Here is a 16,025-nt window from a genome sequence, read left to right on the forward strand (position 1 = left end):
CGGACCAGGTGGCGGACACCGCGAGGGGGGCGCCCGGTGGACGCCCCCCTCGTGCGGTCGGAACGGGCCTAGCTCGGGTTCGTGGCGATGACCGCGACCCGGTTGGTCTTGCTCATCAGCGCCTGGCGCAGGGCGCCGTAGACGTCCTGAGGCGTGACGGGCGTCTTCTCCCCGTTGCCCCGGGTGATGAGCACACCGTCGAACGTCTGGCCGTAGAGCCCCTTCAGAGCGTTCAGGTCGGGCTTGTCGACCAGCTTGCCGTCGGTGGCCGTCACCCGGAGGAACTTCCACAGCGACTTCTGCGGGCTCAGCGGGATCGAGTGCGCCGCGTCCGTCCGCACGGTCACGGAGTTCGACATCGCGGGCTGGGCGAACTCCGCCATCATCCGGTCGACCTCGGCGTCCGAGACGGTCGGCTGACGGGTCGTGGTGGCGACCGTCACCGGGGTGGCGGTGCCGGTCTCGACCTGCGTGCGGTACGCGTCCTCGACGGCCTGGGTGGAGCCCGCCGCGTCGACGCCCTTGCCCGTCTTGCCGTAGACGGCGACGGCCTTGCCGGACTCGAACCTGATCGTGCCGTCGTTCGCCGAGCCGGAGCCGCCGACGACGCGCTCCAGGGCGGCCTGCAGCTTCTCCTTGTCGACGGGTATGGCCGGCTCGACGACGCGCTTCTGGCCGAACAGCGAGCCGATCACGGAGACCGGGTTGTAGTCGCTGCCCGCGGCGGCGCGGACGGTGGCCTGACTGTCCAGCTGGAGCCCGGCCTGGTCGGGCTTGAGCGAGACGGTGGTGTCGTTCACCGCCAGCTTGAGCGGCTTGTTCATATTGGTCTTGAAGGCGTCGTCGAGCTTCTTGACGGCCTCGTCACGGGTGCCGCCGCCGATGTCGACGCCGAGCACGGTGGTGCCCTTGGGCACGTCCGAGCGGTTCATCAGAAGCCCGGCGCCGTAGGCGCCACCGGCGAGGACCACCACGAGGACGCCCAGCAGGGCCGGCTTGTTGCGGCCCTTCTTCTTGGCCGGCTTGGACGGCGCGGCCGGCTTCGGGGCCGGCTCGGACGCCTTCGGCGGAGTGTGCGGCAGCGGGCCGTCCGTGTGCGTGCCCGGTCCGAACGGGGAGTTCGGAGCGGCCGGCACGACCGGGATGCCACTGGTCAGGGTGTGACCGGAGACGTTGCCCCCGGGGCCGCCGTAACCGTGGCCGCCCGGGTCGGGCGCGGGCTTCTGCGGGGTGAGGATCGCGGTGTCGTCGCTGAGACCGCCCCCGGAGTAGCCGGTCCCCATGTTCGGACCACCGAGGCCGCCGGGTCCACCCGGTCCGCCATGACCACGCGGGCCACGCGGGCCACGCGGGCCACCCGCGGCCAGGCTGCCCGGAGCCACGCCGGGGCCGGTCGGGGGCACCAGCGGGCCGTCTCCGGTGACCGGACCGCCGGTCGGACCCACCGGGCCGCCCATGCCGTTGTCGGAGAAGTTCTCCGCGAAGTACGGGAGGTCGTCGCGGCGCGGTTCGCCGCCCGGACCGCCGTTGCCGGCCGGACCGCCCGGACCGTCAGTGCCGATGGCCGGGAAGGACGCCGTGTTGCCCAGCGCCGCGGAGACGTCGAAGGAACCGGTGCCGCCGCCGTGGCCGGGGGCCACGGGTCCGGCGCCGGTGGCACCGGGCAGTCCCGCACCGTTCGTGCCGCCGCCCCCGCCTGGACGGGGAATGTTCGCCCCGCCGGGCCGGACCCCGCCGGTGATGCCCAGCGGACCGGCGCCGGTGGCGCCGGCGGAAACACCCGCGGCGCCGTTGCCGCCCGGCGCACCCGTGCCCGGCGGCAACGCGGGACCCGAACCGCCGGACAGGCCCGCGCCATTGGTGGACCCGCCGCCCGGGCCGCCCACGGGCGCGCCGGACTTGCGGGGTGCGAACCAGTCGCTGGACTTCTCCCCGGCCCCGGCCCCGGCCTCGCCCGCACCGTCGGTCGCGGGGGCCGCGGCCGCCGGCGGACTTATGGCGCGCTGCGTCTCCGCGGGGGCCGCGGGCCCGGCGGGCGCGTCGGCGTCCCCGACCGGTGTGCGGACGACGACCGGCGGGATGGGTCGCGATCCGGGGATGTTGATCCGGATCCGTGTCGTCAGTGTGGTCTCGGTCTTGCGCTCCTCCGGCGGCTTGCCGCCGGCCGAACGGCCCGCGTCGGCACCGATCTCGGAAGCCATGGGGGTCCCGTAAGGGGGCGTCCCCGACGGGTACGCGGCTCCACCGCGCCCGTTGGGCCCGGAGGACGAACTGTCAGTTTCACGACTCAAGGCAGGTTCTCCCGGTTGGCTCCGCCGCCCGTTTACTCGACCTCATCTCGGGCAGCTCGGCGGCGCGCACCACCATACTGGCCGTGTCGGGCCCGCAAACCTCGCCCGCGAAGGAAACTGCCACAGGACCCGCACCCGTCCGATACGGCGAAGTGGTACGTCACTTCCCAAGTCGGACGCCGGAGCCGTCCGGTTGCCGCCCCAGCCCAAGGGTGGCGCAGATCACAGCGACAGCCATCCCGCCGAGCAGGAAGAGGTACGAGCCGAGGCCCGCGCCGAAGAGGAAGTCCCCTTCCGGACGGCTGGCGGTGAGCAGCACGACCGCGACCATCCAGCCCGCCGCGGGCGCGACGGCGCCGGCCCGGGAGCCGGTGGCCCTGGAGCTGCCCAGGAAGAGCCCGGCCGCGCCCACCAGGGCGAGCAGCAGGCCACCCGGGAACCAGGCGGCCTGCACCAGCGTCCCGGCCGTCCCGACCACGGCGCCGAGCACGAACAGCCCCGCGTAGGCGGCCGCCCGCCCCAGTGAAGGGGTCCGCAGCGGCTGGGCGAGCGCGCTCCCGCGCTGTCCACTCGTACTCATCGTGTCACTCTCTCCGTCTCCGTCTCGGTGCGGTCGGCGGTCCCGGCGAACAGATCCGTCTCCCGGTCCGCTCCCGCGCGCTCCCCGCGCGCCAACTCGTAGTACTCGGTGGTGAAAAGTGGCTGGGCGAGCGCGTTCGACAGCGCGAACCACGGCTCGGCCACCTCGATCTGGGTGACGTGCGCCCGCAGGGCGGCGGCCTTCGCGGCGGCGTACCCGGTTCCGTCGATCTCGGTGGTGATCACCGTGTCGTCGACGACACCCGGTACGTCGTCCAAGGCGGCGGACGCGTCGAAGGGCAGCCCGGGGAGTGCCTCACGCAGCCGGGCGAAGCCGTCCTCGGCGACCGAGCGGGGTACGCGGTTCCAGTAGACCTTGGCGATCTCCCAGGGTGCGCCGAGGTCGGCGCGGACGGCGGGGTCCGCGGCCAGTTCGGTGGCGCGCAGGGCGACGCGGTGGGCCTGGATGTGGTCGGGGTGCCCATAGCCCCCGTCTGGGTCATAGGTGACGAGCACATGGGGGCGTACCTCACGGATCACCTCGACAAGGTGAGCGGCGGCCTCGTCCAGGTCGGCGGACCAGAAGGCGCCCTTACGGTGGTTCTGCTCGACGCCCATCATCCCGGAGTCGCGGTAGCGGCCGGGGCCCCCGAGGAAGCGGTGGTCGGTGACCCCGAGTTCCTTCATGGCGGCGGCCAGCTCACCGGCCCGGTGCGGGCCGAGTCCGCCCTCGCGGTCGGGTGCGAGGTGCGCGAGTCCGGGCGGGATGACCTCGCCCTCCTCGCCGAGGGTGCAGGTCACCAGCGTCACGAGGGCGCCCTCGGCCGTGTACCTGGCCATGGTCGCGCCGTTGTTGATCGACTCGTCGTCCGGGTGCGCGTGCACCAGGAGCAGACGCCGGTCGGGCAGTTCCGTCATGCGGCCAGCCTACGAGGTGGCCGGCGCCCACCGGGCGGCTGTCACGCCTCGTGGTCGAGTACATGGGCGATGGCCGGCGCGATCCGCTCGATCCCGTCGATGGCATCGTTGACCTCAGCCTCGTCGATCGGTCGGCGCTGCCTGAGGTCGCCGTCGATCAGGTCGGGGTCGTGTGCGATCTTGTTACGCCGCTGAGTGATCCCCAGATAGCGACTGCGAGGCGTCTTCTCGTTCAGGGTGGTGCGGCCCTGGAAGAGCGAGTCCTTGATCCATGCAGCCGCTTCGTAGACGAAGCAAAGGCGCGACCAAACGCTCAGAAGCGCAGATAAGTGATCTGGACGATGTACACGCGCTCGCTGCGGACGACGACCTGGTAGGTGAACATGCCGCCGGGGACGATGATGTCGCCGCCCTTCGGGTCGGTGCCGCCATGGGCTCGACCGTGGACGTGGAACGCCTCGGCGGCCCTGACCAGCTCATCCGCCTTCCTTTCCACCTCGGAGAGAAATCCGGCGGGAGCCGTACGGGCGGATTCCTCCGCTCCGAAGGCGTACTCCCACTTCCAGCTCACCCTCGAACCGCCTTCATGGCTTCGTCCAGGACAGCGCTCAGTTCCCGCAGGGCTTCCCGGGCAGTCACCGGGTCCTCATCCTCAAGGTTTCCCTTCGCGCGGGCGTGGCGGGCGGACAGGTCGGGGCGACGGGCGATTTCGATGTCCCTGGCCCACGTCAGGACCCAGCTCTGGACCGGACTGAGGGACTGCCACTCCACTGCCTTGGCAAAGGCCTCGTCCTTCATCGCCTGCATCTCCCCCAGGCGGCCCGGATCCACCACGGCGAGGGCCGCACGCAGCGCTTCAGGGGTGTGCTGCGGACGAGGAACCAGCTCGTGTCCATGATCGGCCTGAGTGCTCATCGCGCCCTCCCATAAGTGCCCCGGCCAGCGTATCGGGGTGAGCTGGGGACGGAGCGGGACTTGGAGGCGGTGGGGTCGCGTCGGGCCGCCGTCCGGAGGCCGGGCGGCAGTCCCGGCAGAAGCCGGGGTCGGGGGCACGGAAGGCGCGTTCACAGCCGTCGCAGGTCTGGAACGGGTACCGGACGGCCGATGGCGGGGCCGGAGCTCGGAACGGGGGCGGTAATGGCAACCGCGCGGTGAGACGGTGGGCCAGGAGGGCGGCCGGGCGGCGCAGTCCTTCTGGAGGCAGGTCGCTCGTGAGGGCATGGCGTACGGCGGTGGGGCTGACGTCGCGCTCCAGCCAGGCGGCGACGCCCGGGGCGAGGTGGGCGCTGTCGCAGGCGGAGAGGAGCAGGCGGGGGTCGTCTCGGCGCAGGTCCGCGAGAAGGTCGGCGGCGGCCTGCTGGATGGCGGGAGCGGAGCAGGAGGGGTGCGGTACCGCGGGCAGGGGTTTGCGGGGTGCACGCGTCCTGGGATGCCCCGGGGTGGGGTGCGGGGGGCGTGCGGACCGTGCGGCGGGTTCGACGGCGGCCTCGCGGCCCGTACTGCGTCCGGGCTGGTTGCAGGAGACCGTGCGGGTGACGATGCGGCCGCCGGGGACACGTTCGCGGGCGCGGCGCAGATAACCGTGGGCTTCGAGTTCGCGCAGGGCGGCGGCGATGCGGGCCGCGCCCTCCGGGAAACGCGCGGTGAGGGTCTTGATGTCGACCCGGGCCCCCTTCGGCAGCGACTGGAGGTGCACCGCCAGTCCGATCGCGAGCAGCGAGAGCTCGGAGTGCTGGGCGAGGTGGTTGCCGATCACCGTGAAGCGGGTGGTGTGGCGGGTGTTGTCGTGGGTGAGACCACCGGGGTGCGCGGAGCGCTGTTTCGGGTGTTTGTTGCCGGCAAGCCCGGGCTGGGCGTGCGGGCGCACGCTAGGGTTCTGCGTATCCATCGGGAAGCTCCTACTTCCTCGGTGGTCAGGCCCTCGCACTGGGATTGGCGTCCCGGCGGGGGCCGTCGCATGTCTGCGGTTGTGTTGCGCTGAGCGTAGGGCAGGCAACCGGTCCCAAATCCAGCTCAGTTGGTGATGTTCACTCGCGGGAGTGAGTTCGCACTGCGGGCGGGAGGGGTGGGGCTCGGTCGGGTTCTTTCACCTTCGTGTTCCTTGGGAAAGGCCGCTCCTGGTACCGGAGCACGAACTCCCGGGTTCCGGTGGGAGGCCGACCTCCGCCCACACCGTCTTGCGCGGCGGCGGCCCCCCTGCGGTACCCCAGCGGTCGGCGAGCGCCTCGACGAGGACGAGTCCCCGTCCCGACCCGGCGTCCGGGTCCGCGCGTCCGACCCTCGGGAGACGGTCACCGCGCGTGTCGCTGACTTCGATGCGGAGCGTGTCGCCGACGACGTAGACCGTGAGCCGGAAGTCCCGTCCCGGAACCCTGCCGTGGGTCGCCGCGTTGGCGGCCAGTTCGGCGACGATGTGCGGGGCCCGGTCCAAGGGGATTCCCCAGGCGCGGAGTTGCTCGGTGGTGAGCAGCCGGGCCAGCCGGGCGCCGCGCGGTGTCGGCGACAGGAGGACGCTGAAGTTGCGGACGGGGAGGCCGGGTTGGATCGCGGCAGCGGCGGTTTCCTGGTTCACGTGACTCAGCGTGGCGGCGCACACGTACCGTGCACAGCGACACCACCGATACGTACGGTGACTGTCCGGACGTTGTCCGCTCGTGTCCGGGCGGTCCGGCGGGGCGTACGGGTAGGGGCGTCGCGGCACGGTCGTACGACGGAGGAGGGCGGGATGTCGGTGGACACCGGGGCGGGGCGGCTCAGGAGCGAGGCGGACGAGCCGGGCTGGGAGGTCGATCCGGACGACGACTGGGGTGTCGCGGTCGTCACGACCGTGGGGCGGCAGCTGAAGCTCCGGCGGGAGGCGGCGGGGATGCGGGCGGCCGAGTTCGGGAGGGCGGTCGGTTACGGCGAGGACATGGTCTACAAGATCGAAGGCGGCAAACGCATCCCCCAGCCCGAGTTCCTGGACAGGGCGGACAAGGTACTGAGCGCGGGCGGGCTGCTCTCGGCGATGAAGGAGGACGTGGCAAAGGTCCGGTACCCGAAGAAGGTGCGGGATCTGGCGAAGATGGAAGGGCAGGCGGTCGAGATCGGAGTGTACGAATGCAACATCGTCCCTGGGCTGTTGCAGACACCCGAGCATGCGCGCGCCTTGATCGAGGCGGCTCAGCCGCCGTACTCGCCGGACAACGTGGAGCGCATGGTCGCCGCCCGCCTGGCCCGGCGGTCGGTCTTCGAACGAGACCCGTCCCCGTCGATCCACTTCGTGCTGGAAGAGGCTCCACTGCGTCGTCAGGTTGGGGGCACAATGGTCTGGCGACAGCAGCTCGAACGTCTGCTTGATCTGGGGCGATTGAACAGCGTCACACTTCAGGTCATGCCGACGAACACCGACCCGCACCCGGGCCTGGACGGCAGGATCGAGTTGCTGAAGTTCCCGGACGGGACGGCGACGGGACGTTCCGACGGTGCCTTCAACGGGCGGCCGATCACCGACCCGAAACAGCTGCGCATCCTTGAGCTGCGATATGGCACCATCCGGGCGCAGGCTCTCCCACCACGGGAGTCGCTGGTCCTCATCGAGCAACTGCTGGGAGACACATGATCCGCGAGCCCTCCGAACCGGCGTGGTTCAAGAGCAGCTACAGCGGTGGCACCGACGGCGAGTCCTGCGTCGAGATCGCCACCACCCCCGGCACCGTCCACGTACGCGACTCCAAGCACGCGGACGGTCCCCGGCTCGCGCTGACGCCGGAGGCGTGGGCCGGCTTCGTGCCGTACGCGTCCGAGGGCTGACCGGCGCTCAGGAGCGGGCTCCGGTCGCTCGCGTCGCGGAGCCCCCGATCCCACGCGGGTCAGAACTTGAAGCTGCCGATCATGTCCGCGACGTTCGTCGTGAGGTCGCTGATCGTGGGAGCGACCGTCGAGGACGCGAGATAGAAGCCGAACAGGACGCACACGATCGCGTGCGCGGCCTTCAGTCCTGACTTCTTCACCAGGATGAAGACGATGATCGCCAGCAGCACCACCGCCGAAATCGAGAGTGCCACGGCGGATCACCTCCAAAGATCCCGGGGACATGGGGGGTTGGTCATGGGGGTCGGTCATTCCATACAGCGGGCAGCAGGTTCCTACCCACGCACCGCTAGTGATCATAACTATCCGTACGCGCGCATTGATCGGCGCACGGCCGCACAAGGGGGCGCATGGCCAATATGGTCGGGGCATGACGACCGAGCCTCTTTCCTTCCCGCGCCGGTACGCCCGGACGCAGCGGTTCACCCTGGGCGCGCCCCGCGCGTTCACCGTCTCCCCGGACGGTTCCCGGGTCGTGTTCCTGAGGTCCCCGTCCGGCACGGACCGGGCGAACCAGCTGTGGGTCCTCGATGTGGCGGGCGGGCAGGAGCGCGTCGCGGCCGACCCCGGAGCCCTGCTCAAAGGCGCCGGCGAACGCCTCTCCGCCGCGGAGCGGGCACGCCGCGAACGCAGTCGTGAGGGCGGCGCCGGGGTGGTCGGCTACGCCACCGACAACGCGGTCGAGTTGGCCTCTTTCGCCTTGTCAGGGCGGCTTTTCACGGCGGAGCTGCGGGCCGGTACGGCGCGTGAACTCCGCGTCCCAGGACCGGTGATCGACCCGCGCCCCTCGCCCGACGGACGGCTTATCGCGTATGTCTCCAAGGGTGCGCTGCGGGTCGTCGGCGCCGACGGCGAGGACGACCGGGCCCTCGCGGGGCGGGACCCCGAGGCGGACCCGGAGTCGGTTTCCTATGGATTGGCCGAGTTCATCGCGGCCGAGGAGATGGACCGGTCCCGCGGCTTCTGGTGGTCGCCGGAGTCGGACCGGCTGCTCGTCGCCCGGGTCGACGACGCGCCCGTGCGCCGCTGGTGGATCTCCGATCCCGCCCAGCCGGAACACGCTCCGCAGCAGGTCGCCTACCCGTCGGCGGGGACGGACAACGCGGACGTACGGCTCTTCGTGATCGCCCTCGACGGAACGCGCACGGAGATCACCTGGAACCGGGCGCAGTACCCGTACTTGGCGCATGTGCACTGGTCAGCGGCGGGTGCGCCGCTGATCCTGGTACAGGCCCGGGACCAGCGCAGCCAGCTGTTCCTGGCCGTCGACCCGGGCACCGGGACGACCCGGATGGTGCATGCCGATGAAGATCGACAATGGCTTGATCTTTTCCATGGAGTGCCCTGCTGGAGTCCCGGCGGACAGCTCGTTCGGATCGCCGACGAGGGCGGGGCGCGGGTACTGGCGTTCGGTGAACGCCTCCTGACCGGGCCGCAGCTGCACGTGCGCGCGGTGCTCGACGTCTCGGACGACGATGTGCTGGTCTCGGCGTCGGCGGGCGAGACCGCGGCCTCCCCGGAGACCGGGGAGGTGCACGTCTACCGGGTCAACGAGCTGGGGGTCGAGCGCCTCTCCCAGGAGCCCGGGGTGCACTCGGCGGTGCGTTCCGGGCGGGTGACCGTGCTCGTCTCCGCGGTGCCGGGCGAACCGGGGACCCAGGTGCAGGTGCTCCGGGAGGGCAAGCGGGCGGCGATCGTCACCTCGTACGCCGAACACCCCGGTCTGTCCCCGCGCGTGACGCTCACCGAGGGGGGCGCACGCAAAATCCCATGCGCCCTGCTTATGCCTACGGACTACGACGGCGAGAGCCCCCTGCCGGTCCTGATGGACCCCTACGGCGGTCCGCACGGCCCCCGGGTCCTGGCCGCGCACAACACGCACCTCACCTCGCAGTGGTTCGCGGACCAGGGCTTCGCGGTGATCGTCGCGGACGGCCGCGGCACCCCCGGCCGCTCCCCCGCCTGGGAGAAGGCGGTCCGGGACGACTTCACCCTCACCCTCGACGACCAGATCGACGCGCTGCACGGACTGGCCGAGAGGTATCCGCTGGACCTGTCCCGGGTGGCGATCCGCGGCTGGTCGTTCGGCGGCTGGCTCGCGGGGCTCGCCGTACTGCGCCGCCCGGACGTCTTCCACGCGGGCATCGCGGGCGCCCCGGTCACGGACTGGCGGCTGTACGACACCCACTACACGGAGCGGTACCTCGGAGACCCGGCGACGGCGGCGCAGGCGTACGCGAAGAGTTCACTGATCACCGAAGGAGGACTGTCCGAGCCCGCCGAGCCGCACCGGCCGCTGATGATCGTGCACGGACTGGCCGACGACAACGTGGTGGTGGCCCACGCGCTGCGACTGTCCTCCGCGCTGCTGGCGGCGGGCCGCCCGCACGAGGTGCTGCCGCTCTCGGGCGTGACGCACATGACCCCGCAGGAGCAGGTCGCGGAGAACCTGCTGCTGCTCCAGGTGGACTTCCTGAAGCGGTCGCTCGGGATGCGCTGAGCGGCGTACGGCCCGGCCTGTTCGTGCGACCGGCCGGAGCGACATGGCGCGCTCCGGCCGGTCTACGGCACCCGCACGGCCGTACGCCGCTCAGACTGACGCGTCCGTATATCGGTGTCGCGACAGCCGAGTTGCCTGCGTGTTAACGAAGTTGATGCGCATTTATCGGCCTATGCAGGCTCGGCCGGCGGGTCGTCCGGCCTCCCGGGCGGTGTGTCGTCCAGTGACCCCTCGGGCGGCACGACCTGCTTCTCCTCGGCGAAATGGCAGGCCGAGGCGTGCGCGGCCGCCCCCTCGGCGTGGCGGAACTCCGCGGGCACGGCGAGCAGCGGCACCTCCAGCGCGCACCGCTCCTGGGCCTTCCAGCAGCGGGTACGGAAGCGGCAGCCGGACGGGATGTTCGCCGGTGAGGGCACGTCCCCGCTGAGGATGATCCGCTCACGGTGCTCGCGGGCCTCCGGGTCGGGCACGGGCACGGCGGAGAGCAGGGCCTGGGTGTAGGGGTGCGTCGGATGGTCGTAGATCTCGGCGTCCCTGCCCGTCTCCACGATCCGCCCGAGGTACATGACGCCGACCCGGTCGGAGATGTGCCGCACGATGGAGAGGTCGTGCGCGATGAACACGTAGCTGAGGTCGAACTCGTCCTGGAGCCTCGCCATCAGGTTGATCACCTGGGCCTGCACGGAGACGTCGAGCGCGGAGACCGGCTCGTCCGCGACGATGATCTCGGGGCGCAGCGCCAGTCCCCGCGCGATGCCGATGCGCTGCCGCTGGCCGCCGGAGAACTGGTGCGGATAGCGGTTGATGTACTCGGGGTTGAGCCCGACCACGTCCAGCAGGTCCTGGACGCGCTTCCTGCGGTCGCCCTTCGGCGCGACCTCGGGGTGGATCTCGTACGGCTCCCCGATGATGTCGCCGACGGTCATGCGGGGGTTGAGCGAGGTGTAGGGGTCCTGGAAGACCATCTGGATGTTGCGGCGGACGGCCTTGAGGGCGCGGCCGGACATCCGGGTGATGTCCTCGCCCTTGTACTTGATCACCCCGGCGGTCGGCCGCTCCAGGTTGACCAGCATCTTCGCGACCGTGGACTTGCCGCAGCCGGACTCCCCGACGATGCCGAGGGTCTCACCGCGGCCGAGGTGGAAGTCGACCCCGTCGACGGCCCGGACCGCGCCGATCTGTTTCTTGAACAGGATTCCCCGGGTGAGCGGGTAGTGCTTGACCAGTCCGCTGATCTCCAGCAGTGCCTCAGGCATGGTGGCCTCCCCCGGTGGATCTGGCGCCGAGCGTCTCCCGCCAGAAGAAGCAGGCGCTGGCGCGTTCCCCGCTCCCTTCGTCCACCTCGGCGAGCGGGGGCACCTCGGTCCGGCAGATGTCCTGGGCCATCGGGCAGCGGGGGTTGAAGGCGCAGCCGGGCGGGATGTGCATCAGGTTCGGCGGCAGGCCCTTGATGGCGTAGAGCTCGTGGCCCTTCTGGTCGAGCCGGGGGATCGACTCCAGCAGGCCCTTCGTATAGGGGTGGGCCGGGGCCTTGTAGATGTCGTGGACCGGCGCCGACTCGACGATCCGGCCCGCGTACATCACGGCGATCCGGTCCGCGACGTCGGCGACCACGCCGAGGTCGTGGGTGATGAGGATGAGCCCCATGTTGAGCTCGCGCTGGAGCTCGGCGAGGAGGTCCATGACCTGGGCCTGGACCGTGACGTCGAGGGCGGTGGTGGGTTCGTCGGCGATGATCAGCGCGGGTTCGAGGGCCAGCGCCATGGCGATCATGATGCGCTGGCGCATGCCTCCGGAGAACTGGTGCGGATAGTCGCGCACCCGCTGGGCGGCGGCCGGGATCCGTACCCGGTCCATCAGTTCGACCGCCTTGGCGCGGGCGTCCTTGCGGGACATCCCGCGGTGCACGGTGAACATCTCGCCGAGCTGGTCGCCGACGCTGAGCACCGGGTTCAGGGAGGACAGCGCGTCCTGGAAGATCATCGCCATCTCGGCGCCGCGCACCTTGCGCCGCTCGTCCTCCTTGAACTTCAGCAGGTCCTTGCCCTGGAAGAGGATCTCGCCGCCGGTGATCCTGCCGGGTGGCATGTCGAGGATGCCCATCACGGCCTGCGCGGTCACGGACTTGCCCGAGCCGGACTCGCCGAGCACGGCAAGCGTCTCGCCCTCGTCCACGCCGTAGGTGACCCCGTTGACGGCCTTGGCGACCCCGTCCCTGGTTCTGAACTCCACGTGCAGATCGCGCACTTCGAGCAGCACGGCCGTCACCTCAGCTTCGGGTCGAGGGCGTCGCGCACCGCGTCGCCGAGCATGATGAACGCGAGCACGGTGATCGCGAGGGCGCCGGCGGGCCACAGCAGCATGTGCGGGGCCTGGCGGATGTACGCGGACGCCGAGGAGATGTCGATCCCCCAGGACACCGTCGGGGGCTTCAGGCCGACCCCGAGGTAGGAGAGCGTCGCCTCCAGCGAGATGTACGTGCCGAGCGCGATGGTCGCCACGACGATGACCGGGGCGACCGCGTTCGGGGTGATGTGCCGCAGCATGATCCGCGAGTTGGAGGCGCCGAGGGCGCGGGCGGCCTGGACGTAGTCGTTCTGCTTGGTGGTGATGACGGAACCGCGCGCGATCCGGGAGATCTGCGGCCAGCCGAGCAGCACCATGAACCCGACGACGGGCCAGACCGTATTGCTGGTCACCACGGAGAGGAGGACCAGACCGCCGAGCACGACGGGGATCGCGAAGAAGATGTCGGTGATCCGGGACAGGATCCCGTCCGACGCCCCGCCGAAGTACCCGGCGAGCCCGCCGAGCACGGAGCCGAGGATCGCGACCCCGAGGGTGGCGCAGACGCCGACGACGATCGAGACGCGTGTCCCGTACACCGTCCGCGTGTAGACGTCGCAGCCCTGTCCGTCGAAGCCGAAGGGGTGGCCCGGCTGCGAGCCCTGCTGGGCCTTGGCGAGGTCGCACTTGAGGGGGTTCTGACTGGCGATCAGCGAGGGCCAGATGGAGATGACGACCAGGAAGAGGATGACCAGTCCGGCGATGATGAAGACGGGGTTGCGCCGCAGGTCCCGCCAGGCGTCGGACCACAGGCTCCTGGGCTTCTCCTGCGGGCCCGTGCCCAGCGGTCCGCCGGGCGTCTTCTCCAGCGTCTCGGCCTCGCTGGCGGCCAGGTCCATGGCGCCGCCCATCCCGGTCGCGGCGATGACGCCCTGCTGGTCGAACGGCGGCTGCTCAGGCATAGCGGATCCTCGGGTCGAGTACGGCGTAGAGGAGGTCTACGAGCAGGTTGGCGACCAGGAAGACGATGACCAGGACCGTCACGAAGCCGACGACGGTCTGGGTGTTCTGGCGCACGATGCCCTGGTAGAGCTGATAGCCGACGCCGTGGATGTTGAAGATCCGTTCGGTGACGATCGCGCCGCCCATGAGCGCGCCGATGTCGGTGCCGATGAAGGTGACCACGGGGATCAGCGAGTTGCGCAGCAGGTGCTTGGTGATCACCCGGTGCCGGGGCAGCCCCTTGGCGACAGCCGTACGGACGTAGTCGGACCGCTTGTTCTCCGCGATGGAGGTCCGGGTCAGGCGGGTCACGTAGGCGAGCGACACGGAGGCCAGGACCAGGCCGGGCACGATCAGTTCGCCGAAGGCGGCGTCCGGGGAGACCGAGGGTTTGATCCAGCCCCACTCGACGCCCAGCAGCAACTGGAGCAGCAGGCCGGTCACGAAGGTGGGCACCGAGATGACGACGAGGGTGAGCAGCAGGACCCCCGAGTCGACGGGCCGTCCGCGGCGCAGACCCGTGATGACGCCGAGCGCGATGCCGATGACGATCTCGAAGAGGATCGCGACGATCGTCAGCCGGATGGTGACCGGGAACGCGGATCCCATCAGCTCCGTGACGGGCTGTCCGTTGAAGGCGGTGCCGAAGTCGCCGGTGAAGACCTTGCGCATGTACGTCAGGTACTGGTACCACACCGAGTGGTCCAGACCGAACTCCTTGCGCAGCTGGGCGGCGGTGGCGGGGTCGCACTGCCGCTCACCGCACAGACCCGCGACGGGGTCGCCCATCACGTTCACCATCAGGAAGATCAACAGCGTGGCGCCGATGAAGACCGGGATCATCTGCAGCAGGCGCCGGATCACGTACCGTCCCATGAGGACTCCGGGGATAGGGGCGGGCGGGCGCCCCGGACTGCCCGGGGTGCCCGCCCGTCGGCTCAGCTGACCTTGATCTCGTTGTAGACGGGGACGCTGAACTGGTTGAGCGCCACGTTGGAGACGCGGTCCGAGTAGCCCGCGCTGCCGTTCTGGTACCAGAGCGGGATGGCGGCCATGTTGTCCCGCACGACGCCCTCGGCCTGCTGGAAGAGCGAGACGGCCTTGGCCCGGTCGGTCTCGGCGTTCGCGCGGTCGACGAGCTTGTCGAAGTCCTTGTTGGACCACTTGCCGTCGTTGGAGGAGGCGTTCGTGTAGTACAGCGGCTGCAGGAAGTTCTGGATCAGCGGGTAGTCCATCTGCCAGCCGGCCCGGAAGGGGCCCGACATCTTGTGCTGGGTGATCTGGTTGCGGAAGTCGGCGAAGGTGCCGATCGGGTTGCCGACGCAGGCCTTGTCGTCACCCATGGCGTTGTTGACGGAGTGGCAGACGGCGTCCACCCACTCCTTGTGGGAGCCGGTGTCCGCGTTGTAGGAGATCTTGAGCTGGCCGCCGGGCAGACCGCCGCCCTCCTGGATCAGCTTCTTGGCCTCGGTCGGGTTGTACGTGCAGGAACCGCCGCACAGTCCGTCCTGGAAGCCGCCGTCCTTGCCGAGCACCGGTGAGGTCCAGTCGGTGGCCGGGGTGCGGGTCTTCTGGAAGATCGTGTTCGTGATCTGGGCGCGGTCGATCGCCATGGAGAGGCCCTTGCGGACCTTCTCCGACCCGCTCTTGTCCCAGTTCTTGTCGTAGAACGGGAAGGCGAGGGTCTGGATGATGCCGGCCGGTGTGTTGATGTACCGGCCCCCGAGGTCGTTCTTCACGTTCTTGAGCTGAGAGGCGGGTACGTCGTCGACGAGGTCGAGGTTGCCGGCGATCAGGTCGGTGTAGGCGGTGTTGTTGTCGGTGTAGACCTTCAGGTCCACCCCGTCGTTCTGCGCCTTGTCCGTGCCGGGGTAGCCGTCCCACTTCCGCAGGGCCATCAGCGATCCCTTGGTGTAGGAGTCGACGGAGTACGGCCCGTTGCCGACCGGCTTCTTCAGCCAGGCCGCGTGGTCGTCGAAGAACGCCTTGGGCAGCGGCGCGTAGGCGACGTAACCGAGGGTGTCGGGGAACGTCGAGAACTTCTGGTTGAGCTTCACGGTGAAGGTGTCGGTGCCGGTGACCTTGAGCCCGGACAGCTTGTCCGCGCTCTGGGTGCCGGTCTCGGGGTGGACCTTGTCGTACCCGTCGATGTAACCGAAGAAGTACGCGTTCTTCTGGTTGTTCTTCAGGCTCGCGCCGTAGTTCCAGGCGTCCACGAAGGACTGGGCGGTGACGGCCTCGCCGTTGCTGAACTTCCAGCCGCTCTTGACCGTGATCGTGAAGTTCTGCGAGTCCGAGGTGTCGATCTTCTGCGCCAGCATGTCCTGGGCCGCGCCGGTCTTGGCGTCGTAACGCTTCAGACCCCGGAAGATCATGTCGAGGACCTTGCCGCCCTGGACCTCGTTGGTGTTGGCCGGCTCCAGCGGGTTCTGCGGGTCGCCCCAGGAGGAACTCACGACTCCGGAGCCGCTGCCGCCACCACCGCCGCCGCTTCCGCAGGCGGTCGCTGCCAGGGCGATCGCTGCCGCGCCAGCGGCCCATTTGGCGTGCGTGGCTCCACGCATGGAGTGCCTCCTCTAAGTGCGCTGTGCCGCCAG

The 16,025-nt window shown here is 70.2% G+C and carries 15 protein-coding genes and 1 pseudogene; 3 read left to right on the forward strand and 13 right to left on the reverse strand.

Annotation, left to right across the window (positions count from 1 at the left end; genetic code table 11):
• Nucleotides 1–68: 68 nt before the first annotated feature.
• From ABZV34_RS02340 to ABZV34_RS02370, 7 genes and pseudogenes are all read right to left on the reverse strand, one after another.
• Nucleotides 69–2,291, reverse strand: coding sequence for a hypothetical protein (locus ABZV34_RS02340; protein ID WP_356270592.1), 2,223 nt, complete (start codon nucleotides 2,289–2,291; stop codon nucleotides 69–71).
• Nucleotides 2,292–2,451: 160 nt separating this feature from the next.
• Nucleotides 2,452–2,871 carry a DUF6113 family protein gene (locus ABZV34_RS02345; RefSeq protein WP_356270594.1) on the reverse strand — a complete coding sequence of 140 codons (420 nt, stop codon included), beginning with the start codon at nucleotides 2,869–2,871 and terminating at the stop codon, nucleotides 2,452–2,454.
• Nucleotides 2,868–3,788 (reverse strand): N-acetyl-1-D-myo-inositol-2-amino-2-deoxy-alpha-D-glucopyranoside deacetylase, encoded by a 921-nt coding sequence (mshB, locus tag ABZV34_RS02350; RefSeq protein WP_356270596.1) that lies wholly within the window; start codon nucleotides 3,786–3,788, stop codon nucleotides 2,868–2,870. Before mshB ends, ABZV34_RS02345 begins: the two co-directional genes overlap by 4 nt.
• Before the next feature lie 313 nt (nucleotides 3,789–4,101).
• Nucleotides 4,102–4,359 carry a hypothetical protein gene (locus ABZV34_RS02355; RefSeq protein ID WP_356270597.1) on the reverse strand — a complete coding sequence of 86 codons (258 nt, stop codon included), beginning with the start codon at nucleotides 4,357–4,359 and terminating at the stop codon, nucleotides 4,102–4,104.
• Nucleotides 4,356–4,703, reverse strand: coding sequence for a hypothetical protein (locus tag ABZV34_RS02360; RefSeq protein WP_356270599.1), 348 nt, complete (start codon nucleotides 4,701–4,703; stop codon nucleotides 4,356–4,358). The genes ABZV34_RS02355 and ABZV34_RS02360 overlap by 4 nt, the downstream gene beginning before the upstream one ends.
• A gap of 103 nt (nucleotides 4,704–4,806) precedes the next feature.
• Nucleotides 4,807–5,676 (reverse strand): annotated as a pseudogene (locus ABZV34_RS02365) (helix-turn-helix domain-containing protein); the annotation flags it as partial.
• A gap of 198 nt (nucleotides 5,677–5,874) precedes the next feature.
• Nucleotides 5,875–6,360: an ATP-binding protein gene (locus ABZV34_RS02370; protein ID WP_356270601.1), complete on the reverse strand. Its 486-nt coding sequence runs from the start codon at nucleotides 6,358–6,360 to the stop codon at nucleotides 5,875–5,877.
• A 153-nt stretch (nucleotides 6,361–6,513) separates the two neighbouring features.
• Between ABZV34_RS02370 and ABZV34_RS02375 the strand changes: the two genes are divergently transcribed.
• Together ABZV34_RS02375 and ABZV34_RS02380 are read left to right on the forward strand one after the other, a co-directional pair.
• Entirely contained in the window at nucleotides 6,514–7,389 is an 876-nt protein-coding gene (locus tag ABZV34_RS02375; RefSeq protein ID WP_356270602.1) for a helix-turn-helix transcriptional regulator, read from the forward strand.
• Complete coding sequence (locus tag ABZV34_RS02380) at nucleotides 7,386–7,580, forward strand: DUF397 domain-containing protein (protein ID WP_356270604.1); 195 nt, start codon at nucleotides 7,386–7,388, stop codon at nucleotides 7,578–7,580. Before ABZV34_RS02375 ends, ABZV34_RS02380 begins: the two co-directional genes overlap by 4 nt.
• A 59-nt stretch (nucleotides 7,581–7,639) precedes the next feature.
• Here ABZV34_RS02380 and ABZV34_RS02385 read toward each other — a convergent pair whose 3' ends face one another.
• Nucleotides 7,640–7,834, reverse strand: coding sequence for a hypothetical protein (locus ABZV34_RS02385; protein ID WP_356270606.1), 195 nt, complete (start codon nucleotides 7,832–7,834; stop codon nucleotides 7,640–7,642).
• A 176-nt stretch (nucleotides 7,835–8,010) separates the two neighbouring features.
• Here ABZV34_RS02385 and ABZV34_RS02390 point away from each other — a divergent pair, with 176 nt between their 5' ends.
• Nucleotides 8,011–10,140, forward strand: a complete 2,130-nt coding sequence (locus ABZV34_RS02390; RefSeq protein WP_356270608.1) for a prolyl oligopeptidase family serine peptidase — start codon at nucleotides 8,011–8,013, stop codon at nucleotides 10,138–10,140.
• A gap of 170 nt (nucleotides 10,141–10,310) precedes the next feature.
• On the opposite strand, the gene ABZV34_RS02395 is transcribed toward ABZV34_RS02390, so the two are convergent.
• The 5 genes from ABZV34_RS02395 to ABZV34_RS02415 all read right to left on the reverse strand — a co-directional run bounded on the left by ABZV34_RS02395 (nucleotide 10,311) and on the right by ABZV34_RS02415 (nucleotide 15,992).
• A complete protein-coding gene (locus tag ABZV34_RS02395) occupies nucleotides 10,311–11,396 on the reverse strand; it encodes a dipeptide ABC transporter ATP-binding protein (RefSeq protein WP_356270610.1) in 1,086 nt (361 codons plus the stop codon).
• A complete protein-coding gene (locus ABZV34_RS02400; RefSeq protein ID WP_356270612.1) occupies nucleotides 11,389–12,399 on the reverse strand; it encodes an ABC transporter ATP-binding protein in 1,011 nt (336 codons plus the stop codon). The genes ABZV34_RS02395 and ABZV34_RS02400 overlap by 8 nt, the downstream gene beginning before the upstream one ends.
• 5 nt (nucleotides 12,400–12,404) lie before the next feature.
• Entirely contained in the window at nucleotides 12,405–13,388 is a 984-nt protein-coding gene (locus ABZV34_RS02405; protein ID WP_356270614.1) for an ABC transporter permease, read from the reverse strand.
• Nucleotides 13,381–14,304 (reverse strand): ABC transporter permease, encoded by a 924-nt coding sequence (locus ABZV34_RS02410; RefSeq protein ID WP_356270615.1) that lies wholly within the window; start codon nucleotides 14,302–14,304, stop codon nucleotides 13,381–13,383. Before ABZV34_RS02410 ends, ABZV34_RS02405 begins: the two co-directional genes overlap by 8 nt.
• A gap of 62 nt (nucleotides 14,305–14,366) precedes the next feature.
• Complete coding sequence (locus ABZV34_RS02415) at nucleotides 14,367–15,992, reverse strand: ABC transporter substrate-binding protein (RefSeq protein ID WP_356270617.1); 1,626 nt, start codon at nucleotides 15,990–15,992, stop codon at nucleotides 14,367–14,369.
• Nucleotides 15,993–16,025: the final 33 nt, after the last annotated feature.

Source organism: Streptomyces sp. NPDC005195 (genome assembly GCF_040608315.1).
Taxonomy (GTDB): Bacteria; Actinomycetota; Actinomycetes; order Streptomycetales; family Streptomycetaceae; genus Streptomyces; species Streptomyces kaempferi.